The sequence below is a fragment of the Rhodococcus globerulus genome (assembly GCF_019334125.1).
GTDB lineage: Bacteria > Actinomycetota > Actinomycetes > Mycobacteriales > Mycobacteriaceae > Rhodococcus_F > Rhodococcus_F globerula.
In genome coordinates, this window is sequence record NZ_CP079698.1 from 855496 (window position 1) to 882315 (window position 26820).

The following is a 26820-nucleotide window of genomic DNA, read 5'->3' on the forward strand; positions in this document are numbered from 1 at the left end:
CTAGATGAGATGCTCTCGCAACGCTGCCGCTATGTATGCGGACGGCACTGCGTCGATCATCTGGTTGTGTGCGCAGTCAACGGTGTCGGCTGCGATCGCACCGCCCACATATGCGCGCCACTCGTCGACACTATGACCGTTTTCACTAGATTGTCCGGCTATGAAAAATGCGATGTCGCCACCGAAATACGGCGGACGGTGAGCATTCACCAGTGCGACCGAGCGGGAATAGCCGTCGCTGATCCGGGCGAGGTGATCGGCCTCGATACCGGTGCCGGGCCCGAGTGTTCGCTCGAGGAGGTCGACAGCGTCGTCGAACGTCGCGACGTTTGTCTCCCCCGGCGGCAATCCGAGTCCTGCGACCAATTCGGCGACGGAGAGGTCGACAGGTTGATCGTTGTCCGCGGATGGGTAGCTGTCGAGGATCGCAACAGTGGAGACGTCCGCGTGTCGCTTCTCGAGTTCGTGGGCCACCGCGTGGGCGATGACGCCGCCAAGTGACCACCCGACCAGATGGATGGGCCCGCTGGGTGCAAGTGATTGGACGCGGTCTGCATAGTTCTGAGCGAGTTCGGTGAGGGTGCTGAAGCTGGGTCCTCCGCTCAGGGACGGCAGTTGGAGGCCGTAGAGAGGGCGATCTGGGTCCACATGCGCAGCGAATCCTGCGTATCCCCAAGCCAACCCGATGCCGGGATGGATGAAGAACAGCGGAGGTTTGGTGCCGCCTGCGCGCAGAGTGACAACCGGAGCGAGGAAGGCGGACGTGTCGGCGGGTTGATTCGCCTGGTCTGCGGCTCGGGCAACGCCTGCGGGTGTGGGGTCGAGGAAAAGTGCTTGCAGGCGGACGCGTCGGCCGATTCGTTCGTCGAGTTCGGCAGTGATCCTCGTTGCGACGATGGAGTTGCCGCCGAGGTCGAAGAAGTTGTCGTCGATACCGACGCGGTCGACGCCGAGGACGGATGCAAAGACCTCGGTCACAACTTCCTCGGTGTGGGTTGTGGGCGGTGCGTACGGCACGTTGCGGTTCTCGAAATCGGGTGTCGGGAGTGCGCGGCGATCGAGTTTGCCGACCGGCGTCATCGGGATCTTGTCGACGACGATGATTGCCGCGGGAACCATGTGTGCGGGAAGTCTGGACGAGAGATGATGCCGCAGTTCGGCTTCCGCGATGGTGTGTCCGTCGACGGGCTGAACGTACGCCGCGAGCATGGTGTCGCCGGACGGTGTTTCCTGGCCGAGGGTTGCGGCGAAGGACACGGACGGGTGTGACGTGAGAACGGAGTCGATCTCCCCCAGTTCGATGCGGAATCCGCGTACCTTGACTTGGAAGTCGCTTCGTCCCATGTATTCGAGGGCGTGATCGGCATTCCAGCGAACCAGATCGCCCGTGCGGTACATCCGTTGGCCTGGTTCGCCGTACGGGTCCGCGACAAAGCGGTCGGACGTAAGTCCGGGGCGGCGGTGGTAGCCACGCGCGAGACCTGGGCCGGTGACGTAGAGCTCACCGATGACGCCGACGGGGACGGGCCGCAGGTGAGTGTCGAGTACCAGTCCGGCAAAACCGATGGCGGGGCGACCGATGTTGATGTTCTTCCCCGGCCGCATGGGCGTGCTGACGGCGGCTTGGATGGTGGATTCGGTGGGTCCGTAACCGTTGAACATCCGCCGGTCGCGTCCCCAGGTGTCGACGAGTTCGGTGGGGCACGCTTCGCCGCCGACTGCGAGTACCTGCAGCTCCGGTAGTGCCGAGCTTTCGATCGAGCTCAGCGCGGTAGGCGTGATGAAAGCATGCGAGACGTGTTCGCCCGAGAAGATCTCGGCAAGTTCGGATCCGCCGAATACGGCCGGCGGGATGATGACGAGGCACGCGGCGCTGCCGAACGCCATCATCAGTTCGAAGACCGACGCGTCGAAGCTCGGGGATGCGAGGTGCGCGATGCGCGAGTTGGTCTGCACGTTGAAGCGTTGGTGCTCTTCGGCGTTGAGGTTGGACAGGCCGAGGTGTGTGACGATGACGCCCTTCGGTTTTCCGGTCGATCCGGAGGTGTAGATGAGATACGCGGGGTGCCCGAGGCGTAGAGGCATGGTGCGTTCGGCATCGGTGAATCGGGCGGGACTCCGAGATGTGAGTTCGCGGGCGGTCTGTTCGGAGTCGACGACTATCCAGTCGATGTTCGGGGGCAGCTTCGCGTGCTGTGCTGCGACGGTCAATCCGAGGACCGCCTGAGAATCGTCGAGCATGTGGGTAATGCGTTCGTGCGGGTAGTTCGGGTCGACGGGCAGGTAGGCGGCGCCGGTCTTGGCGACGGCCCAGATCGCGACGACTTCCGAGGCCGATCGTGGCAGCGCGAGTGCAACGTAATCTTCCGGACCGATTCCCCGGGCGCGGAGCACTCGTGCCAGTCGATTGGCTTCGGTGTCGAGTTCTCGGTAGGTCATGGTGCGTTCCTGGCTGGAGACTGCCGGCGCGTCGGGGTTCAGTGCGGCAGCGGTCTCGAGGATTTCGGGCCAGGTGCGCGGTCGGGTCGCGTCGGCGCCCAATGCGGGGACAAGTGATTCGGTCTCGTCGGCGCCGAGGATGTTGATGTCGGCGACGTGGATGTCGGTGCTGCCGACCACGGTGTCGAGGATCAGTTGGAGCCTCTGCGCCAACGCGTGAATGGTGTCGGGTTCGAAGAGGTCTACGGCGAAGATGAAGGCCGCGGACATTCCATCAGGTTGTCCGGCTGCGTCGAAGGATTCGTTGACGACCAGTTCGAGGTCTTCCTTTGCGGTCTTGGATTCTGTTCCGAGTGCTTCGACGGTGAGTCCGGGTAGTTCGAGCGCCACCGTCTCGTTGTTCTGCAGTTCGAGTGCGACTTGGAACAGTGGTGAGTACGACGTGGACCGGGTGGGATTGACAACGTCGACGAGTCGTTCGAATGGCAGATCCGAGTGATGGTAGGCGGCGAGATCGGTGTCGCGGATGCCGTCGAGGAGTTCGGTGAACGTCTGATCTTGATTCACGGGGGTGCGCAGGACCAGTGTGTTGACGAACATTCCGACGAGGTTCTCGAGCTCGTCTTTTCCTCGTCCGGCGATGGGTGTGCCGATGCTGACTTCGTCAGCTCCGGAGAGTTTTGCCAGGAGCACGGCAAGCGCGCCGTGTAGTGCCATGAACATCGTGACGCCTTGTTCACGAGTCAGCGCGGTGAGTGCACGGTGGGTGTCCGCGTTGATCTGGAAGTCGAAGCGGTCACCGTGGAAAGTCTGTTGGAGCGGCCGGGGGTGGTCGGCTGGTAGCGCGATGACGTCGTCGAGCCCGGCGAGTTGTGCGTCCCAGTACGCGATTTGGCTGCTGATGATCGATTCGGGATCGGATTCGGAGCCGAGGACGTGTTGCTGCCACAGTGTGAAGTCGACGTACTGGACCGGTAGCGGCTCCCAGGCCGGTGCGATGCCGGCTGTTCGGGACAGGTAGGCGGTCATGACGTCGCGTGCGAGTGGAGCCATGGATGCCCCGTCCGCGCAGATGTGGTGGACCACAACGAACAGGACGTGTTCGGCCTCGTCGGTTGTGGTGTCGACCGTGAACAGCGTGACGCGCAGCGGAAGTTCGTTGGCTACGTCGAACCCTTCCTGAGCGAGCTCGCTGATGCGACTGAAGAGATCGTCGGGTCCGACCGTTGCCGTAGCGACGGCGGGTAGGGCGTCGGCGACGTCGAGCACCTTCTGGAACGGTTCGCCGTTCGCGGTCGGGAAGACGGTTCGTAGGCTTTCGTGGCGTCCGACGACGTCGACGATCGCGGCTTTCATGGCATTTGTATCGAGGTCACCGGTCAATCGCACGGCAAACGGAATGTTGTACGCGGCTGAGCTGGTGTCGAATTGATTGAGGAACCACATCCGCTTCTGGGCAAGCGAGAGCGGAATGTTGCCGGTCCGTTCGAACGGAACGAGTGGGACGTGGATGCTGGTCGACGGCCCCTCTTCCCGCTGCGAGGAGATCAGTACTGCCAGCTGCGCGGTGGTGGGTGATTCGAAGATCGTCCGCACGCCGAGGTCGAGTTCGAGGGCGGTATTCAGCCTGGATACCACGCGGGTGGCGATCAGCGAGTTGCCGCCGAGGTCGAAGAAGTTGTCGTTGACGCCAACTTTGTCCAGGTCGAGGATGTCGGCGAACACTGCTGCGATCTGCCGTTCGAGTGGTGTCCGGGCCGCCAGGAATTCCGTGGACGGCGCGGTGAAGTCCGGAGCGGGTAGTGCGCTGCGGTCGATCTTTCCCACGGCGTTGCGTGGTAGTTCGTCGACGATGGTGATGCTGGTCGGCACCATGTGGGTGGGCAGACGTCCGGACAGGTGCGCGACGACGGCGGCGGGGCTGAGGTCGGATCCTTCGGAAACGGTGAGGTACGACGCGAGGACGGTCGCTCCCCCTGGTCCTTCGACGCCGAGGGTGACGGAGTTGGTGACACCGTCGATGGACGTTATCTGGGTGTCGATTTCGCCGAGTTCGATGCGGAAGCCGCGGACTTTGATCTGGAAGTCGCTGCGACCGACGTATTCGATGGTGTGGTCGGCGCGCCAGCGCACGATGTCGCCGGTGCGGTACATCCGCTCCCCTGGCTTGCCGTAGGGGTTGGCCACAAACCGTTCGCTGGTCAACCCGGTGCGCTGGTGGTAGCCGCGGGCGAGACCGACGCCAGCGATGTACAGCTCGCCGTGCGCGCCGACAGGTACGGGTTGGAGACGGCTGTCGAGGACGATTTCGCTGACGCCTCGGATGGGGCCGCCGATGGTGATGGGTGCGCCGACGGTCATGGGTTCGCTGATGTCGGCCATGACGGTGGTTTCGGTAGGTCCGTACGCGTTGGCGAGCTCACGTCCAGGGGCCCATTGCGTGACGAGGTGCGGTGGGCAGACCTCTCCCCCGACAACAACGTGCCGGAATTCGTCGAGTCCTTCGGCGTTGACGGTGGAAAGGGCGGCCGTGGTGATGAAGGCGTGTGTGACGTGTTCGGTTTTGATGAGCTCGGCAAGTTCGCTGCCGCCGTAGATATCGGTGGGCACCAGCACCATCGTGGCTCCCACGCCGAATGCCTGGAGGTATTCGAAGATCGCGCCGTCGAAGCTGGGCGTCGCGAAATGCAATGTGCGCGAAGTGTGGTCGGCATGGAAGCGTCGTTGTTGGTCGAGCGCGAAGCTGTCCAGGCCGGAATGGGTGACGACGACGCCTTTCGGTTTCCCGGTGGAACCCGAGGTGTAGACGATGTAGGCGGCGTTGTTCAGGTCGATTGCACCCAGTCGTTCGTCCTGGCTGATCGGGAGTGTGCAGGCGAGGGAGACGTCCCGGATGAAGGGTTCTTCGTCGAGGACGAGCCACGGCGCCGCGGGTGGGAGTGAGTCGACGGACTCGCTGACAGTGAGGCCGAGCAGGACTTTCGAATCGGTGAGCATGTGTTCGATGCGGTCGGCTGGGTAGTTGGGGTCGACGGGAACAAAAACTGCTCCGGTTTTGGTGACGGCCCATACCGCGAGTACCGATTCGATCGAGCGGGCAATACCGATCGCGACGGCGGTTTCGGGGCCGGCGCCGCGCTTGATGAGTTCGCGGGCCAACTGGTTGGATTTGCGGTCCAGTTCCAGGTAAGTAAGTGCGCGTTCGCCGGCCGAGAGTGCGATGTGTTCGGGGAACGTTGCGGCGGCGTCGGCAAATATCTCGGGGAGTGTTCGAGTGGATCGCCCGGGGGCGCCGAAGACGGGGACCAGGTCGCGGCTCTCGAATTCGGTGAGGATGTGCATCGAGGACAGTGGTTCGTCCGGCGTCGCCGCGATACGTTCGATCGCGATGAGTATGCGTTCGGCGATGATCTCGGTGTCACGCTCGGTGAACTGGCTGGGCTGGTATTCCATCTTGATGTGGAGGGCTCGATCTTCGGAGGCGACCACTGCCAGGGGGTAGTGGGCGGAGTCACGTCCGTCGATTCCCAGGACATGCATGCCGGCGATATCGGTACCGGCGGACAGTCCGGCGCGATCGACCGGGTAGGACTCGAAGACCGTCAAGGTATCGAAGGAGGCGGCAGGGCCCACCGCTGCGGATATGTCGGTGAGTCCGACGTAGTGGTGATCGAGCATGTCAGCTTGCTCGCCCTGGATGCGAACGCACAACTCGGACAGTGATTCTCGTGCGTTCAGTTGAACGCGTACGGGCACCGTGTTGATGAAGAGGCCCACCATGGACTCGACGCCCGACACTTCGGGTGGGCGCCCGGAGACGGTTCCACCGAATACGATGTCGTCGCGGCCGAGCAACTCCCCCAGCACAATTCCCCACGCGGCCTGAACGACCGTTGCCATGGTCAGTCCGTGCGAGCGGACAAAGGTGCGGAGAACATCGGTGCGTTCGGGCGAGAGACTGACCGAGCACACCTCACTTGTCTGCTCGGGGTCGTCGGTGGACGCGCCCAACAGCGTTGGTGTGTCGATCCCCTGCAGAGCGCCTCGCCAGGCTTCGAGCGATGTGTTGCTGTTGCGGGTGGTCAGCCAGGCGAGATAGTCACGGTAGTGCGGTGCGCGGGGCAGGATCTCGGGGTCACCGTCGGTGGCGTACAGCGTGAGCAGGTCGCGCAGCACGAGGGGCGTCGACCATCCGTCGAGCAGGATGTGGTGGTTGGTGATGACAAGTCGGGCCGAGTCGTCACTGATGCGGACGAGCATGAACCTGATCAGCGGCGCTGTTTCCATATCGAAACGCTGCGAGCGGTCGGCCTCGAGGAGGCGTGTCCACTCCGCTTCGATCTCGGAAGGCCGGAGATGTGACAGGTCCGCATCCGTCCAGTCCGCCGTCACGTCGGATCGAATGATCTGCAACGCGCGCCCGCCGGGCGCTGCGATGAATCCGGCTCGCAGGCTGGGATGACGGTCGAGCAATGCCGCTGCGGCGCGTTGCATCCGCGCGTGATCGATGCGGCCGCCGAGTTCGAGAGTCAACTGCACCATGTACGGATCGATACCGGTGTCGTCGAACTGTGCGTGGAAAAGCAGCCCAGATTGCAGCGGTGAGAGGGACCAGACGTCCGTCAGGTCGGGGAATCGTGTGGTCAGGTGTTCGATCGCAGGCTGATCGAGAGTGACGAGGTCGACGTCCGACGGGGTGAGTTGCCGGATGTGCGTCTGCTCGACGTAGTTGCTGAGCGCGGTCAGGGCGCGGGTCCACAGTTCAGCTAGCTCCGACGCGTCGGTAGCGGTGAGGATTCCTCCCGGGAACGCCCAGGTGCTGCGCAGGACCAGGCCGTTGCTGCTGTCCGTGGCCACGGTGTTGATGTCGAGCACCGACGCGGCCGGGAGTTGTCCGTTGTGTGGTTCGTCGAGGGTTACTCCCGGCACTGGCAACCACGGAACTTCCTCGCTGCCGGTCTCAGTACCACCGAGTCGTCCGAGGTAGTTGAACGAGATCTGCGGCGCCGGGAGTTCATGCAGTGATCGGGCGTCGTCGAGGTATTTGGCCATTCCGAACCCGATGCCGTTGTCCGGTACGGCGAGCAGCGTTTCCTTCACCGATTTCACTGCCGACGCGATGGCGTCGCCGCCGGAGAGAGCGTCGATGACGGAGATGCCGGCGAGGTCGAGTCGTACCGGGAAGATGGTGGTGAACCAGCCGACGGTTCGGGACAGGTCGGCTCCCGGTACAGCGGCTTCCTCACGTCCGTGGCCTTCGAGATTGATCAGGACATCGGTGCCGCGCTTGCCGTGCGAGTGACGCCACCCGGTCACGGCCAGTGCCAGTGCTGCGAGCAGGCCGTCGTTCACCGAGCCGCCGAACAGGTGCGGAACGGCGGTGAGAATGTTGTCGGTGACCGCGGAGTCGATGTCGACGGTGATCTTTTCCACGGTCGAACCGAGGTCGACGGTCGGGTCGAGTGCCCGGTTTCCCAGCAGTGCGTCGCGGCCGGCGGTGGCTTCCCAGCGCGTGAGTTCTGCGCGGCGCGCGGGTGCCTGTTCGGCGAGGCCGGTTGCCCACCGGCGCATCGACGTCCCATCTGCGGGCAGCGCGACCGGAGTGCGGGCTTCGGCGGCGGCATATGCGGTCGCAAGATCGGGGACGAGTAGACGCCACGACACACCGTCGACGGCAAGGTGGTGAATCACCAGGAGTAGCCGTCCACGGGCGCTGGCTCCGACAGGATCGAGCCACACCGCTGCGATCATCTTTCCGTTCTCGGGATCAAGGCGACTCGACGCGTATGCCATGGCTTCTTCGGCGGTGCGGCGGAACTGCGGCCCCTGATCTGCACTGATCTCCAGGCGGTGCAGTACATCAGATGCGCGCACCGTTCCGGGTTCGGTGACGATCAGGCTGCGTGTGCCGGTGTCGAGGCGGCTTCGCAGCACATCGTGATGGTCGAGCAGGGATTGCAGGGCGTCATCGAGTGCACGGGCAATGGTGTGACGAGGCAGAGAGAGCAGCGCGCTCTGGCTGTAGCTGCGGATCAGTTCGAGATCACCACCACTGCGCTCGAGGAGCCATGTCATGATCGGGGTAAGCGGCATTGTTCCGACTGCGCCGCCGGGTAGTTCCTCCAGTGCGGGTGCGGTTTCGACGGGTTCGCTGCGGACCACCTGCGCGAGTCCGGCCACGGTTTTTGCCTCGAACACGTCGCGCGGAGTGAAGGCCAGTCCGGCGTCCTTGGCCCGCGAGACCAATTGGATCGACATGATCGAATCGCCGCCGAGGCCGAAGAAGGAATCGTCGATGCCGACCGATGGTAGGCCGAGAACGTCGGCGAACAGATCGGCGAGCATGGATTCTGTTGTGGTGGAAGGGCTTCGATTAGACGTCGGCCCCAGAGTGAGCACGGTGAAATCGGGAGCCGGGAGATGTCCCCGATCAAGTTTCCCGTTGACGGTCAGCGGAAGCTCGTCCAGGACCACTATCACCGTCGGCACCATGTACGACGCCAATTCGGCGGACACGGAGACGGTCACTGCCTCGGAATCGATGCTCGCTCCAGCTTCGGGCACAACGTATCCGACGATTCTCGAGCTGCCACTTTCGCTGCGCACGATGGCAACGGATTGCGCGACGCCGGGGCAGCGGAGCATGGCGGCTTCGATCTCACCGAGTTCGATGCGGAAACCACGCACCTTCACCTGGAAATCGCTGCGTCCCACATACTCCAGCTGCCCCGCGTCGTTCCACTTCGCAAGGTCCCCACTTCGATACATTCGATCCCCCGAGCCACCGAAAGGGTCGGGTAGGAACCGCGTAGAGGTCAATGCGGGCTTGCCGAGATACCCGCGGGTGATCTGGTCACCGGATACATACATTTCTCCGACGACGCCGGGCGGTACCAGGCGTAGTCGCTGGTCCAGGACGTAGACGTTCATTCCCGGTAGTCCGCGGCCGATGATGCTGGCGGAGCCGCGATGCGCGTCGTCGCGGGTCAAGGCGATGCGACTGACATGGACGGTGGTCTCGGTGATGCCGTACATGTTGATCAGTGCAGGTGTTGTGGGTCTGCGGTCGAACCACTTTCGTAGTTGACCGAGGTCGAGTGCTTCTCCACCGAAAATGACGTAGCGCAGCGCGAGGTCTGGTTCGCCCGGTGCTGGGTGATGACCGCGGTCGGCTTCTGCGAGTTGGTAGAACGCGGTGGGTGTCTGGTTGAGGACGGTGACACCTTCGCGGCGCAACAACTCGTCGAACATGTCCGGTGAGCGGGTTGTGTAGTAGTCGACCACAACGAGGCGGCCACCGTGCAGGAGCGGGCCCCACAGTTCCCAGACGGAGAAGTCGAAGGCGTAGGAGTGGAACATCGTCCACACGTCGGTGTGGTCGAAGCCGAATGTCGGGGACGCGTTGTCCATGAGGGTGAGGACGTTGCGGTGTGAGACGAGCACGCCCTTGGGCTGTCCGGTCGATCCGGAGGTGTAGATGATGTAGGCGATCGAGTCGCCGCGCAGTGGAGCCAGGCGGTCCGCGTCGGTGATCCGGGACGGCGCAAGATGCTCGAGACGCAGGTCTGTTTCCGGTGTCCCGAGTTCGATCACCGGGAGGCTGTAACCGTCCGTGAGGCCGTCGGGCAACATCCGCCGGAACTCGTCGGACGTGATCAGGGCACCGGGTTGTGCGTCGGCGACGAGGAATCGGATGCGCTCTTCCGGGTAGGTGACGTCGATGGGCAGGTACGCGCCACCCGCTTTGATCACGGCAAGAAGCGCGACCACCAGTTCGGTGGTGCGGGGCAGTGCGACGCCGACGACGGATTCCGGTCCTATCCCCTGGGCGATCAGCAGCCTGGCGAGTCGATTCGCGCGGCCGTCGAGTTCGGCATAAGTGAGTGACGTGGTGCCGTCACCAACCGCAGTGGCGTTGGGATGCGCCGCGACGCTCGCGTAGAAGCGATCTGCGATGGTGTCGTCTGCGGTGAGCGACGCATATCCTGCGGTGTTCCATTCGGTCAGCGCTGTGCGGCGCTCGGTGTCGTCGAGGATGTCGAGGTCGCCGAGCCTTGTTGTCGGCTCCTGTGCGGCGGCGGTGAGCAGTTCGACAAGCCGGCGAGCATAGGTTTCCATGAGATCGGCGTCGAAAAGATCTGTGGCATAGATGAACTCGGCATCGATGCCGTCAGGAGCGCCGTGTTCCCCGTACCGTTCCGTGACCGAGAGTTGCAGATCGAATTTGGCGACAGGGAGTTCGATGTCCACTCCGGACACACTCAGTCCGGGAAGTTCGAGTGTCGGCACCACGTTGTTGCGGAATTCGAGGAGGATCTGGAACAGCGGAGTGTGCGATGTGGAGCGCTCGGGGTCCAGTGTGTCGACCAGACGCTCGAACGGTAGGTCGCCGTGCTGGAACGCACCGAGGTCGATCTCGCGCACCTGATCGAGCAGGTCGGCGAAGGTGGAGTCGAGTGAGAGCGGTGTGCGCAGGACCAGGGTGTTCACGAACATGCCGATGAGGTGATCGAGTTCGGCTTCACCGCGTCCGGCGATGGGTGTTCCGATCACGATGTCGCTCTGGCCGGATAGTCGGGCAGCAAGTGCCGCGTAAGCGCTGTGCAGGACCATGAACATGGTGACGCCGCGCTGGCGGGCTACATCGGCGAGGAGTCGGTGGGTGCTCGCCGGAATCTCGAACGCCGCCACGGCGCCTTGCATCGACTGCTTCGCTGGACGGGGATGCGAGGTGGGCAGATTGATGGGGTCGGGCAGATCCGCCAGTTGGTGTGTCCAGTAGTCGAGTTGACGGGAGATCTCCGAGTCCGCGTCCTCCTCCGAACCGAGGTTCGCCTGCTGCCACAGCGTGAAGTCCGCGTACTGGACGGGTAGTTCGGCCCAGGTCGGCGCGCTGCCGGTGCTACGTGCGGCGTAGGCGGTGGCAACATCGAGCGCGAGGGGGCTCATGGAGAACCCGTCGGCGATGATGTGGTGAGCCACGACCACAAGAACGTGGCGATCCGGGGCGATCTCGAGCAGTGTGCTGCGAATCGGGACAGCGCGTGAGACGTCGAAGCCTGCTGATCCGAATTCGAGGATGCGGTTGATCAGATCCTGCTCGGCGACGGGTTCCGGTTCCAGATTCAGTGGGACGTCATCGACGGGGACGATGCGTTGCGTCGGTGTTCCGGCGGTGGCGGGGAACATCGTCCGCAAGCTTTCGTGGCGGTCAAGGACGTCGTCGAAAGCGCGGGTCAGCGCGTCGTGGTCGAGTTCTCCGGTCAGGGTGACGGCAAGTGGGATGTTGTATGCCGGTGAGCTGATGTCGAATTGGTTGAGGAACCACATGCGCTTCTGCGCGACGGATACCGGGATGGGTTCGGGGCGCTCGATCGGGGTGAGTGGCACTCGCGCGGTGAGGTCGCGGCCGGCGTTCTGGGCGGCGTGTGCCAGTGCCCGTACCGTCGGGGCGTCGAACAGGGTCCGAACGCCGATGTCGCAGCCCAGCGCGGCGTTCACCCGTGCGACGACGCGAGTCGCGGTGAGCGAGTTTCCGCCGGCGTCGAAGAAGTGTGTGTCGAGGCCGATCGGTCCCGATTCGAGGACTTCGTCGAATGCTGCGGCGACCAGTCTTTCGAACTCGGTGGTCGGGGCCGTGAATTCTCCGCCCGCGGTGTCGAACTGCGGTTCCGGTAGGGCCGCCCGGTCGACTTTTCCGGTGCCGGTCAGTGGGATGTCGTGCAGGATGACAACACTGGCGGGGACCATATGAGCGGGCAGGTGCTCACGTGCGTGTGCGAGGACGTCTGCGACGGTCACCGCAGCATCGCTGTCGATCAGGACGTACGACGCGAGTGCCTGTTGATCGGCCGGTCCGTGAACGGCGAGGGTGACGGCAAATTCGACTCCCGGCAGTGCGGCGAGGGCGGTGTCGATCTCTCCGAGTTCGATGCGGAAGCCGCGGATCTTGACCTGGAAGTCGCTGCGGCCGAGGTATTCGACGGTACGGTCGGCGCGCCAGCGTACGACGTCGCCGGTGCGGTACATCCGCTCCCCTGGTTCCCCGTAGGGGTCGGCGACAAAGCGCTCGCCGGTCAGCCCGGCACGCTGGTGATAGCCGCGCGCCAGTCCGGCGCCGGCGATGTACAACTCACCGGGCACTCCAACGGACACCGGTTGGAGGCGTCGGTCGAGGACCAGTTCGCGCACGCCTCGGATCGGTCCGCCCAGGACGACGGTGCCGTCGGCCGGTATGGGGTCGCTGATGTTGGCGCCGATGGTGGTTTCGGTGGGCCCGTACAGGTTGTGGAAGGAGCGCCCAGGTGCCCAGGTGTGTAGCAGTTCCGGTGGGCACGCTTCACCGCCGACGATCACGCACGTCAACGCGTCGATGCCGCTCGGATCCACTGAGGTGAGCATGGCCGGGGTGATGAATCCGTGGGTGACCGCCTCATCGCGCAGGACTGCGGCGAGTTCCTCGCCGCCGTACACGGTGGTCGGCGCGATCACCATGGTGGCACCGTTGGGGAACGCGAGGAGGTATTCGAGAACGGAGGCGTCGAAACTGGGCGAGGACAATGCCAAGGTGCGGGACTGCTCGTCTATCCCGAAACGCTCACGTTCCTCGTCGGCGAAGTTCTCGAGGCCGGAGTGCGTGACAAGTACGCCTTTGGGTTGTCCGGTCGATCCCGAGGTGTAGATGACGTACGCCGCGTTGTCCAAGCGCGTGGGGGTAACACTGCGGCCCGATGCCAAGGTGGCCAGACGCGCTTGCGTTTCGGGTGAATCCAGTTCGATCCATCCGATAGCGGCGGGTAGGTCACCGGAGTGCTCGGTGGTGGTGATCCCGATGTGTGCGGCGGAGTCGGCGAGCATGAACTCGATTCGCTCACGTGGATAGCGCGGATCAACCGGAACAAAGGCGGCGCCGGCCTTCGTGATCGCCCACATCGCGACGACGGATTCGACGGACCTGCTGACGCCGATCGCGATCCGATCCTCAGCCGCGACACCATCGGCGATGAGCATCCGGGCAAGGCGATCGGATGCGTCGTCCAGTTCGCAGTAGGTGACCTGGCGCGTGCCGGCGGTCAGTGCGATCCGATCCGGGAAACGGGCTGCGGCGTCGGTGAACAGTTCGGCAAGAGTGCGATTCGACCCGCCCGGCGTCCCGTACGCCGGAACCAGTTCGCGCATTTCCGGCTCGGGCATCAGGGACAGGTGAGCCAGCGGCAAGTCGGGATGCGCGGCAATGAGTTCGAGGGTCCGCATCAACCGGTCGGCTACCGCGTCGACGTCCCGATCGGCGAGTGCACCCGGGAAGTACTCGAACTTGAGCTTGAACATGCCGCCGTCGGTGGACGCGATGACGGCCAACGGGTAGTGCGCGGCGTCCTGCGCGTCATGCACGTCGAGTACGTGCATTCCGGCGATGTCTATTCCGGCGGACAACCCGGTGCGATCGACCGGGTACGACTCGAAGACGGTCAATGTGTCGAACGTGGCTGCGCTGCCCACTGCGGCCGAGATGTCCGGTAGACCGACATGATGGTGGTCGAGCAGCGCAGTTTGCTCACTCTGCACGCGAATGCACAACTCGGCCAGGGACTCTCGTGCGTCGAGTCGCACCCGGATGGGAACGGTGTTGATGAACAACCCCATCATCGATTCGATACCGTGCACCTCGTGTGGACGCCCGGACACCGTGCCGCCGAAGATCACGTCGTCGCGGCCGAGCAACTCGCTCAACACGAGTCCCCAGCCCACCTGGATCAGTGATGCCATGGTCAGTCCGCGAGATCGAAGGAATCCGCGCAGGGCTTCGGTTCGGGCGACATCGAGTTCGAGGAACCTGTCACGCGATGTGGTGGTCAGTTCTTCGGCCGTGCGGGCGTGAGTGACCAAGGTCGGTTCGTCCATCCCGGCCAGGGCATGCGACCAGGCTGTCAAAGCCGACTCGGTGTCGCGGTGTGAGAGCCATTCGAGATAGTCACGGTACGGATGGACGCGTGAGAGGGCACTTTGGTCGGAGTCCGTCGCGTACAGCGTCAGCAGATCCCGCAGCAGCAACGGCATGGACCAGCCGTCGAGGAGGATGTGATGGTTGGTCAGAATGAGTCGGTAGGTTGTCTCCCCCGTACGCAGGAGCAGGAAACGCAGTAACGGCGCGGTGGCCATGTCGAACCCGCGGACGCGATCTGCTCGGAGCAGTTCGTAGAATTCCGTGTCCTGCTCGCTGGGCGGCAGCGGGGAGATGTCGATCTCGGTCCACGGCACAACCGCATTCGCGTGGACGATCTGCACGGAGTTGCCGGCCTCGTCGGTGACAAACGAGGTGCGGAGGTTGTCGTGTCGATCGAGCAGTGCCTGCGCGGAGCGATGGAGACGCGCAGGTTCGACGCTCTCGAGGTCGAGGGTCAACTGCACGGTGTACGCGTCGACGGTGTGTTCGGCGTACCGCGCGTGGAAGAGCAACCCGGCTTGCAGGGGTGAGAGTGACCAGATGTCGGCCAGATCGGGGATCTGCTCCTCGAAGCGGTCGATAGCGCTCTGATCGAGTTCCACCAGCGGGAGATCCGACGGGGTGAACCCGCCGCGTTCGGAATTCTCGGCGTGGGCGGCCAGTGCGGTGAGCGCCGATACCCACAAGTCCGCGATCTCCCGGACATCGCCGTCTGACAGAACGCCGGACGGGTACGCCCACGTAGCCGACAACTGTGGTCGCCCGTCGATGTCGGTGGCGACGGCATTGACGTCCAGGACGGCCGCGAGCGGCATGTCGGATCCCCGCGCGGATGCTTCCAGATCGACGTCCGATGCCAACGCCCAGTCGCCGTCGTGAGAAGATTCGGAGCCGCCGAATCGGCCCAGGTAGTTGAAGGAAATCTGAGGCGAGTCCGGTCCCGACAGTTGTTGCTGCCCGACATCGTCGAGATAGCGGAGCAGTCCGTATCCGATGCCGCTGTCGGGAATTGTGTGAAGCAGTTCCTTGACCGATTTGAGAAGCGGTCCGGCATTTTCCTGCCCGGACAGCAGTGCGGCGGTATCGACTGCCGATAGATCCACCCGCACCGGGAACACGGTCGTGAACCAGCCGAGCGTGTGCAGAACATCGGCACCGGGGACGACGTGCGCCTCGCGACCGTGTCCCTCCAACGAGACCAGCACGTCGTCGGCCCGAACTCCGCGAGACGATCGCCACTGCGTCACCGCCAGCGCCAGCGCAGCGAGCAGTCCGTCGTTGACCGAGCCCGAATACAGCGCGGGCAAGGCGGTCAGCACGGTCTCGGACACGTCCACCGGAACCTCGACGGCTACGCGCGCCAACGCCCGGCCGGTATCGAGGTGCGGGTCCAGCGGCCGCGAACCGATTTGCGGGTCCGCTCCGGCCAGCATGGAACGCCACAGGTCTATCTCGCTGCGACGGGTCGGGGCGATCTCCGCGAGAGCGGTTGCCCACCGCCGCAGGGACGTCTCACCGGGGGTCGACGTCGAGGCGGGGGTGAGTCCGGCGTCGAGTTGATGGAAGGCTGCCGCGAGTTCGGGTACCAGTACCCGCCAGGAGACACCGTCCACTGCAAGATGGTGAATGACCAGGAGCAAGCGTCCGGCGCCGGTGGGGCCGGACAACCAGGTGACCTTGATCATCGACGCGTTTCGTGGATCCAACGCGTCGCGGGCGTCGTCGAGGGCGGTGACGATCGCCTCGTCGAACTCCGACGTTCCCGGTTCGGCGTCCACCTGAACGCGTCGGCACACGTGGGCCGCGTCGATGCTCCCGATCTCGCCGACGACCAGCGCCCGGTGCGGTTGCAATTCGAGTCGAGCGCGCAGCGTTCCGTAGCGGTCGAGAACGACTTGTACTGCGGCAGTGAGCTGTTCGATGCCATGCAGAGCAGTGGGGGCGTTGAGCAGAGTGGACTGCGAGAACGAGTCCAGTCCTGCCGTGTTCTCGGCAAATCGATCGAGCCACCAGTGCGCAACCGGCAGGAGCGGCATCGAACCCACTCCCCCTCCCGGCAGTTCCTCCAGCACGAGCGGTGCGCCGTCTTCGGCGAGCTCGATCACTGCCGCAAGTGCGGCGACGGTCTTGGCTTCGAACACCTCACGCGGCGAGAACACGATGCCGCTCGTGCGAGCGCGAGCCACCAGTTGGATCGACATGATCGAATCGCCGCCGAGTGAGAAGAACGAATCGTCCACGCCTACCGAATCCAGCCCGAGAACGTCGGCGAACAATGCGGCGAGAGCCGTCTCGAGTTCGGTTTCCGCTGCTCGCGAATGCGTGCGGGCGGCAGCGAAGTCCGGGACCGGGAGTGCGCGGCGATCAAGCTTTCCGTTGGACGTGCGCGGCAATTCGTCCAGGACGACAACCGTCGACGGCACCATGTGCGGGGCCAGTTGGGTGCTGACCACCGCGATGACGTCATCCGGACTCAGAAGCGAGACGTCGGTATCCGAGGCAACGACATATCCGACGATCCGTGCCGGTCCGCCGTCACGCTCGACCGTGGTCGCGACAGCTTGAGCCACACCAGGGCACCCTGTGAGTGCCGTTTCGATCTCGCCGAGTTCGATGCGGAAGCCGCGGATCTTGACCTGGAAGTCGCTGCGACCGAGGTACTCGAGTTCGCCCTCACCGTTCCAGCGGACCAGGTCACCGGTCCGGTACATCCGGCTGCCTGGAGCTCCGGCGGGATCGGCGACAAAGCGTTCGGCTGTGACGGCGGTTCGGTTCCGGTACCCGCGGGCCACACCGTCGCCGTTGACGTACAGTTCGCCGGCCACACCGATCGGCACGGGGTGTAGTCGCGCGTCGAGGACGGATGCGGTGATCCCGAGCGACGGCCGTCCGATACTGACGCGCCGCGACGGCGTCAGCGGTTCGGTGATACTCGCGACGACGGTCGATTCGGTCGGCCCGTACGCGTTGATCATGATCCGCCCCGGGCGCGCCCAGGCCGCTACCAGTTCGGGCGGGCAGACGTCGCCGCCGGTCCCGACAGCCTCGAGTTCGCCCAGGACGCTTCCGTCGACGGTTGCCAGCGCGGCGGGTGTGATGAAGGCGTGAGTGACGTGCTCGTCGCGCAGCAGAGCCGTGAGTTCGTCGCCGCCCAGGATCGAGGGCGGTGCGATCACCATCGTTGCGCCCGCGGACACCGCGAGCAGCAGTTCGAGGATCGAGGCGTCGAAGCTGGGCGAGCTGAAATGCAGAGTCCGTGAGTGTGTATCGACCCCGAATGTGATGCGTTCCTGCTCGGCGAGTGCTGCCAGGCCCCGGTGGGTGACCATGACGCCCTTGGGCAGTCCGGTCGAGCCGGACGTGTAGATGACGTAGGCAACGTGGTCGAGGGATCGGGGCGCGCGGAGTTCGGAATCGCGGATCGGTTCGTCCGATGCGGCAGCGCATTCTGCGCGGACCTCCATCGTGTCGAGAACAACCGTGCTCACGTCCTCCGGAATGGTGTGTGTGTCGGTCGTGGTGGTCACGACTACACACGCGCCGGAATCGGTGATCATGTGCTTGATCCGGTCTGCCGGATACGACGGGTCGACGGGAACAAACGCTGCACCGGTTCGAGCGACCGCCCAGATCGCGAGCACGGACGTCGCCGATCGCGGCAAGGCAAGTGCCACGACGCTCTCCGGTCCTGCTCCGTGCGAGATCAGCACTCGTGCAAGTTGATTGGCGTGCCGATCTGCAGCTTCGTAGGCGATCTCGATTCCCTCGAAGGCCAGCGCGATCGAATCGCTACGGTAGTTCGCCGAGATCAAGTCCGGCAGAAGCGCAGGTTCGGGAAGTGCTCGCGTGTCGGCGGCGCGCACCTCGGCGCTACCGAGCAAGTCGATGTCGCCAACGGGCGCATGTGGATCCCGGGTGACCGCGTCGGTGATTCGGAGCAGGTACTCGGAAAAGCGCTCGATGGTGGCGCTGTCGAACAATGCGCTCGCGTAGGTGAATCCGCCCTCGATCCCCGCCGGTTCGCCGTGCTCGTCGAACTTCTCGGCGAGCGTCAACTGGAGATCGAAGTTGGACACCACTGTTTCGAGGTCGAGAATGTCCACGTCCAGGCCGTCGAGAGTCAATGCCGGCCGCTCGGTGTTCTTGAACTCGAGCATCGCCTGGAACAGTGGAGAGTGCGACGTGGACCGCTGCGGCGACAGGGCATCCACGACGCGCTCGAACGGAATGTCCGCGTTGTCGAAGGCGTCCAGGTCGACACTGCGGACCTGCTCGAGAGCGTCGGCAAAGGAACGAGCGGGGTCGAACCCGGTGCGCAGGACCAGTGTTCCCACGAACATGCCGACCATCGGGTCGAGCAGCGCGTTACCTCGGCCGGCAATCGGTGAACCGATCGCGATGTCATCCATCCCGGACAGTCGTCCCAGCAGCAACGCATATGCCGCGTGCATCGCCATGAAGAGGCTGCTGCGAGAATTCTGCGCGGTGGCAAGCAACCGTCGATGCACGTCCGCGTCGATCTCGAACCGTACAACGGCGCCGGACAGATCCTGAACGCGCGGACGGGGTCGATCCGTCGGTAGTTGCAGTACTTCGGGGAGCCCTTCGAGTCGGTGTGTCCAGTAGTCGAGTTGGCGGGACAGTTCGCTTCCACTCTCGGTGACGTCGCCGAGAACGCTCTGCTGCCACAACGCAACATCTGCGTACTGGATCGGCAGCGGTGCCCAATTCGGTATGAAGCCGCGAGTGCGCGCGGAATACGCGGTCATCACGTCGATTGCCAGCGGCGCCATCGAGAAACCGTCCGCGCAGATGTGGTGCACCACCACGACGAGGACATGTTCGTCAGTCGATACCCCGATCAGTTCCGCTCGGATCGGCGGTGCGGCCGTGACGTCGAATCCTGCCGTGGCCACCTCGTTGATCCGGCTGCGGAGTTCTTCCGGCGCGCAGCGGTGCAGTGGCAGCGACGGCAACGCATCAGCTGCCGGAACGACGACCTGAGCGGGAACACCGTCCACCATCGGGAACGACGTGCGCAGCGATTCGTGCCGCTCGAGTACGTCGCCGAGCGCATTCTGCAGGGCACCGTGATCGAGGTCGCCGCGCATCCGGATCGCGATGGCCACGTTGTACGCCGACGAGCTGATGTCGAACTGGTTGACGAACCACATTCGCTTCTGGGCCAGCGACAACGGGATTCGGTCCGGACGCGCCTGCGGTTCCAGTGGAAGCGTTGTCGCTGCGCGCGCCGCGCTCTCGCAGTTCGTTGCCAAGCCTTCGACTGTCGGCTCGTCGAAGATACTGCGAATTGACAGGCTCACCCCCAGCGCGTCGTTGATACGGGCAATCGCGCGGGCCGCGATGAGGCTGTTGCCGCCGATGTCGAAGAAGTTGTCGTCGACGCTGATCTCGTCGGTACCGAGAAGATCAGCGAGGATGTCTGCGATGGTCTGCTCGAGCGGCGTCCGTGGTGCGACATATGCACGCGTGCTCGTAAAGGTGGGATCCGGCAACGCCGTTCGATCGAGTTTTCCGGTGGAACCGAGCGGAAAAGCATCCATCGTGATGATCGACGACGGCACCATGTACGCCGGAAGTTCGTCCCGAAGCACCTGCCGAATCCGATCCGCGTCGAGCGCAGCCCCTTTGTCGCCGATCGCGTATCCGACAAGAGAATCGCCGAGCGCGTCGTCGTGATGAACACGGGCCGCTGCCTGCGCTACCCCCGGGGTGCGTAGTATCGCCGATTCGACCTCGGGCAACTCGATCCGCAGACCACGAATCTTGACCTGGAAATCTTTTCGGCCGATGTAGTCGAGTTGACCGTCCACCCGCCACCGCACGATGTCGCCTGTGCGATACATGCGGGCGGCCCCGGTTCGGCTGTACGGATCGGCTACAAAGCGGTCTGCGGTGAGCTCGCTCCTGCCGAAATATCCGCGCGCCAACTGGACGCCGGCGAGGTACAACTCGCCGTGAACGCCGACCGGAACCGGGTGCAGGCGCGAGTCGAGCACGTAGACCTGGGTGTTCCAGACCGGTGCCCCGATCGGAACCGACGTTCCCGGGCCGGGCAGGTATTCGGACGCGGTGACGTCCACAGCTGCTTCTGTGGGGCCGTACAGATTGTGCAGGGCGCCGTCACTCACGCGGGTCAGGGCCATCGCCGTGGCCGGAGGCAGTGCTTCGCCGCTACTGAACACGTGGCGCAGAGTTGCGCAGTCGCCGCGCGATGCGACGGCAACAAACTCGGCGAGCATGGACGGAACGAAGTGGGCCACGGTGACCCGCGATTCGGCGATCAACGTCGAGAGATAGGTCGGGTCGCGGTGACCGTCCGGCGCCGCGATCACCAACTCCGCACCGGTCTGCAGGGGCCAGAACAGTTCCCAGACCGAGACGTCGAAGGTGATCGGCGTTTTCTGCACCACGACATCCGACGGTTCGAGTGGGTAGGCGCCTTGCATCCACTTTAGCCGGTTGACTATCGAACGATGCGATACGGCAACACCTTTCGGGCGACCGGTGGAGCCGGATGTGAAGAGGACGTAAGCGATGTTGTCCGGGTGGAGCGGAGCAATCCGGTCGGCGTCGGTAACCGGAGGGGTCGGCGAAGCCTCGAGGTCGACATCGAGGACGTCGATGTCCGTCGGGAGGTGCCCGTGATGTCCACTGCTGCCGAGGACACACACCGGTGATGCCACGGACAACACGTACCGGATTCGCTCCTCCGGATGGTCCGGATCTACCGGGACGTATGCGCCGCCGCTGCGGATCACCGCATGGATCGCCACCAACAGTTCCAGCGAGCGCGGGATCGCCACCGCGACGCGCTGATCAGGCCCGACGCCGCGGGCGATCAACGTCCGAGCCAGTGCGTTCACCTGGTTGTCGAACTGTTCGTAGGTCAGAGCGGCGTCACCGAAGCGCAGAGCGACGGCTTCGGGAGTTCGCTCGGCCTGGGCGCGTGTCAGATCGTCCAGGGTCAGTGCCTCGAGCGGTCGCGACGTCGCGTTCCACCGCTCGAGGACCAACGTGCGCTCGCCTACTGCGCACAGGTCGATGTCTCCGACGACGGAATCCGGCTTCTGAGTCGCTGTGTCGAGAAGAGAGACAAACCGATCTGCCAATCCGGACATGGTGTCGGAGTCGAACAGATCACTTGCGTAGTTCAATCTCCCCTCCAGGTGATCACCACGCTCGGTGACAACGACCTGGAGATCGAATTTTGCAGCGCCGGTGTCTAATTCGTCCACCGAGACGGTCAGGGACGGCAGAGCGACCTCGGTGGGCGTTGCACCCTCCATGACAAGCATGACCTGGAACAGCGGCGAGTCACCGCTCAGAGCGTCCACCAGCACGTCGTAGGGAACGTCACTGTGCCGCAGTGCTGCCACATCGGTGGCGCGCGTGCGGGATACGACGGTTTCGAAACTCGCGGCCGCGTCGATGACGGTGCGCAGGGCCAACGTGTTGACGAACATGCCGACGACGTCGTCGAGCGCACGCTCACTTCGCCCGGCTACGGGTGTGCCGATGACGATGTCGTTCCCGCCGCACTCCCGAGCGAGGAGGACCGCCAACGCTGCATGCACCACCATGAACACGCTGGCATCGTGCTCGGCAGCGATGGCCGCAACACGGCGATAGGTCGGTGCATCGATCGTGAAGTTCACGTCGTGGGCGCGCAGGAATCCACGCGCCGGGCGCGGATGATCCATCGGAAGTTCCGGAAGGTCGTCGCGGGCAGCGAGTTCCCCGCGCCAGAAATTCAACTGCGAGCCGAGTATCGAATCGGGTGTTGCCGCATCACCGACCACACGGCGTTGCCACTCGCTGAAATCGCCGTACTGCACCTCGAGCGGCAACCACGCCGGAACCCGTCCGGACTCCCGGGCCGAGTACGCCACCATGACGTCGCGGGCCAACGGTGTCATCGACAGACCGTCGGCGGCGATGTGGTGCACCACCAGGACCAGCACGTGGTCGTGTTCGGAGGCTTCGAGCAACACTGCACGCACCGGGGGCGCCGACGTGACGTCGAACCCCAGCCGCGCCAGCTCTTCGGCTCGGGCACGCATCGCGTCGGCGGAAGTCGTCTCGACTGTCAGTTCCGGATTCACATCGGCGACGTCGAGCACCTTCTGCACCGGACCCCACGCGGTGGCCGGGAACACCGTGCGTAGGGACTCGTGGCGGATCAGGACATCCCGCAGGGCTGTCGACAATGCCGCCACGTTCAGGGGGCCCGTCAAGTGGACGGCGATCGGAATGTTGTACGCCGGCGACGCCGGGTCGAGTTGGTTGATCAGCCACATGCGTTGCTGCGCCAGTGATGCCGGAATCGGTTCGGGACGCTCGATCCTCGTCAACGGCGGGAGGAGAGTCTCACGTGAATCCGAGGAATCCGCGCGCGCAGCCAATCCGGACACGGTCGGCGCCTCGAACAGATCGAGCACGCTCAGGGACGTGCCGAGCGCGCCGTTCACCCGCGCCACCACCCGCGTGGCAATCAGCGAGTCGCCGCCGAGGTCGAAGAAGCTGTCATTCGTGCCGGCGCGGGCGATGCCGAGAAGATCGCAGTACACAGCCGAGACGCGCTTTTCGGTAGAGCTTTCCGGTGCGCGGTACTCGCCGATCCCCGACGCCTCGTCGATTGCCGGCAAGGCGTTGCGGTCGATCTTCCCGGCGGGTGTCAGGGGAATCGCGTCCAGCACCACGATGCGTGAGGGCACCATGTGCGGTGCCAGCGATGCCGCAGCATGCGCCGTCACCTCCGGCACCTCGATACGCATCCCCGGCGCTGCCGTGACGTACGACGCCAGCATCGTCTGTCCGCTGCTGCCGCTCACCCCGACAGTCACCACGTCGTCGAGGCTCGAATGCTGACGCAGCACTTCGTCGATCTCACCGAGTTCGATCCGGAATCCGCGGACTTTGATCTGGAAGTCACTGCGGCCGAGGTATTCCAACTCACCGTCGGCAGTCCAACGAACCAGATCACCCGTCCTGTACATCCGCTCGCCGGCTTCCCCGTTCGGGGCAGCGACAAAACGCTGAGCCGTCGTGGCGCCCTGTCCGTGGTAGCCGCGGGCCAGGCCGACACCACTGACGTACAACTCGCCGGCCACCCCGATCGGCACGGGGTGCAACCGTGCGTCGAGCACCATCGCCGACGCTCCCCGCACGGGTTGACCGATCGTGACCGGAACGTCGCTGCGCAGCGGACCGGCCATGGTGGCGACAACAGTCGTCTCGGTCGGTCCGTACGCGTTGAACATCAACCGGTGCCCGGACCATTGCTCGACAAGCGACGACGAGCACGCGTCACCGCCCGTGGCGATCACACGCAGCAGGGGCAAGTGGTCCGGATCAACAGTCGCGAGGGCAGCCGGGGTGATGAATGCGTGCGTCACTTTGCCCGCGCGCAGGACCTCCGCCAGTTCTTCACCGCCGTAGACCGTGGGTGGTGCGATCACCATCGTCGCCGCGGCTCCGAACGCAAGCAGGAGTTCGAGAACGGACGCGTCGAAACTGGGGGAAGAAAAGTGCAGGGTCCGTGCGTCGGGGCTGGTACCGAAACGGATTCGTAGTTCCTCGGCAAAACTGCTCACACCGCGATGCGTGACCACAACGCCCTTGGGCACGCCGGTCGAACCCGAGGTGTAGATCAGATAGGCGGGATCGTCGAGTCGCAGCGGCCTCAGCAAATCTGCGTCGGTGATAGCTGCGCTCGAACGGTGCTCCTCCAGGTCACCGAGCACCAGCCAGCCGACAGTGTCCCCCAATCCGCCCCGGACATCACTGGTGCAGATCCCGAGCGTCGCCCCGGAGTCGGTCAGCATGTGCGTGATCCGGTCGGACGGATAGTGCGGGTCGACGGGAAGGAATGCGCCACCGGCCTTCGCCACAGCCCAGGTGGCGATCACCGATTCTCGTGAACGTGCCAGTGCGAGCGCAACATACGTCCCCGGGCCGACTCCGCGCGCAATCAACTCTCGCGCCAGCGCATTCGACTGGGCGTCGAGGTCTCGGTACGTCAGTGCCTGATCGCCCACGACTACCGCGTCGGCGTCCGGATTCACTTGTGCGGCGGTGCACAGAATGTGCGCGAGAGTGCGAGGGGACGCCGCTGCGGGACCGGGAACTGCGCGGAGCGATTCCCCTTCGGCCTCGTCGAGTATCGGAAGATCACCCACTGCCATGCCGGGAGATTCCAGCGCCCGGCCCAATGCCCGTAGCACTCGCGTGAGCACCTGGTGCGCGGAGCGCTCGTCGAGCACATCCTGGTCGTAGGCGGCGTCCAACGTCAACGTTCCCGCGTCGTCGACCACACCGATGGAAAGGTCTGCGCCCTCGATTGTGCGGTTGGTAGGACCGTCGGTCAGGACGACATGCAGTCCGGCGGTGTCCACTACGCCCTGGCTGTAGTCGCGGACCGTAACATCATGGTCTGCAACATCATTCAATACATCGGCGCACGAATGCGCTTGATCGACTGCGCTGCGGAGCGGCACTACGGGTGCGCCCGGCGCAAATCGAGCACCGATCACGATGTCGTCGGTGTTTGTCAGCCGAGACAGCACGATGGCCAGGGCGCCGTGAACCAGACTGAACACGTCTGTGCCCGCTGCCCGCATGCGCTGGTGCAACTCGGGTGCGATCGGGGTGCGCAGAGTTCCGATCTCCTCGCGGTGATCCGAGGTGCGTGGACGATCAAGCACCACCGACGCGCCTTCGGGGGCGTCCGTCATCTCCCTGGCCCAGAACTGCTCGAGCTCACGGGCCCGCGCGCGCTCCCTACCGATCTCAGCCGTCCTGCGATGAACGTGATCCAGCGGTGTGCCGGGACCAACCGCGATCAACTCACGAATCAACTCCGCAAAATCTGCGTGGTGCTCTTCGAGTTCGGTGCGCTCGTAACGATCCGGATTGGCGCGGAACTCGATCAGCGTCTTGACGGGACTACCGCTCTGATAGATGTTGACCAGCAGGTCTTCCACCGGACCCGACGTCACGATGTGGTACTCACCGACCATCGGGCCCAAGGTGATTTCCTGACGGAAGAGCATCACGTTCATCATCGGCCCGGACAGTCGCTGATCCTCCATCGACAGTCCGGCATCCCGGCGAATGTCTTCGAGGCTGCACCGCTGATGCCGAAGCGCGCCGAGTAGCTCGAGCTGCACTCGCCCCACCAAATCATCGACAGTGTCACCCGGGAGCACCTCGATATGCAGCGGAGCCACGTTGACCAACATGCCGCCCGAGCGCTGCAACGGCGCTGTGGTGCGAGCCGAGACCGGCAAATTGATCAACACGTCCCGATAACCGGTACGACGCGATAGGTAGCAGGCCAACGCCGAAATCAGCACAGCAGCCGGCGTTGCACCCGAACGTGCACTCCACTCGTCCAGAGCTGCGACGGACGTTTCCGACAGCGAATCCGTCACAATCCGAGAATGCGCGCGAGGTGGTGCTTCCCGGCCCGCGAGTGTCGATCCGTGATCCACGCCTGCGATGCGCTCGGCCCAGTACTGCCGATCAGCATCGAATCGACTCGACGCCCGATACGCCTGGTCCAACTCCGACAGCTTCACCACATCGAGCGCCTTGTTGGGCGCGGGCTCACGCCCCTCGAGTTCCGAGGTGTAGAGCGCCGCTATGCGGTTGACGATGGTCATGCCGCTGTATCCGTCGAGCGCTACGTGGTGAATTCGCGTGTACCACAGGTAATCTCGATCCCCCGTTTGCAGGATCGTCATTTCGACCAGACGGTCTCGCGTCAAATCGAGCGGTGTTGCGTGATCGTTGTCCATCCACTCCGCAGCAGCTTCGCGCGGATCGTCACATTCTCGAAAGTCGAAGTAGTCGATCTCCGCGCCGATTGTGGGGTCGACGATCTGGCACGGCTCGCCATCCGGGTACATCAACCGCAGGAACGGTGATTCGAACTCGTGCGCCGCCGCCACCGCAGACCGCGACAACAAGTCGATGTCCAGGTCGCCGTGTATCTCGATGTACTGCGCGATGAAATACGGAACCGCCGGGTGTAACTGCTGCGCAAACCACATGCTCCGCTGCACCGCGGACAACGGAAACGCCCCGGCAGGCAGAGTTCGCGACTGCTCATCCCGATTGTCGGTACCCATCACAACCACCCCCGCATGCTTCGCCGGGAGTGGCGATCGAAAGGTGTGGTTCGGGGATTGAAGAAGTACATCGCACCGCCTCGATATCGAGAGTGGAAACCATGAACGACCCTGTTCGAGCCACCGCACATCGCGTCGATCGCGATTAATGGGTCGGCTCGGAGTTCGAACCTCCCCGAAGGTCCGAACTGAAGGATTGAAGTTGTGTCGCCTCGTGCGCCCACCGCATATTCACGGCGGCGCGCACACAGCTACAAAGTGATTGCCCAGACGGGGAGGATC

The 26820-nt window shown here is 64.2% G+C and carries 1 protein-coding gene; it reads right to left on the reverse strand.

Annotation, left to right across the window (positions count from 1 at the left end):
* Entirely contained in the window at positions 1-26538 is a 26538-nt protein-coding gene (locus KYT97_RS03910) for a non-ribosomal peptide synthase/polyketide synthase (RefSeq protein ID WP_219111792.1), read from the reverse strand.
* Positions 26539-26820 lie beyond the last annotated feature (282 nt).

Excerpts from the sequence above, each read along its gene's own strand:
- KYT97_RS03910 (WP_219111792.1), bottom strand. The coding sequence starts at position 26,538 with ATGGGTACCGACAATCGGGATGAGCAGTCGCGAACTCTGCCTGCCGGG.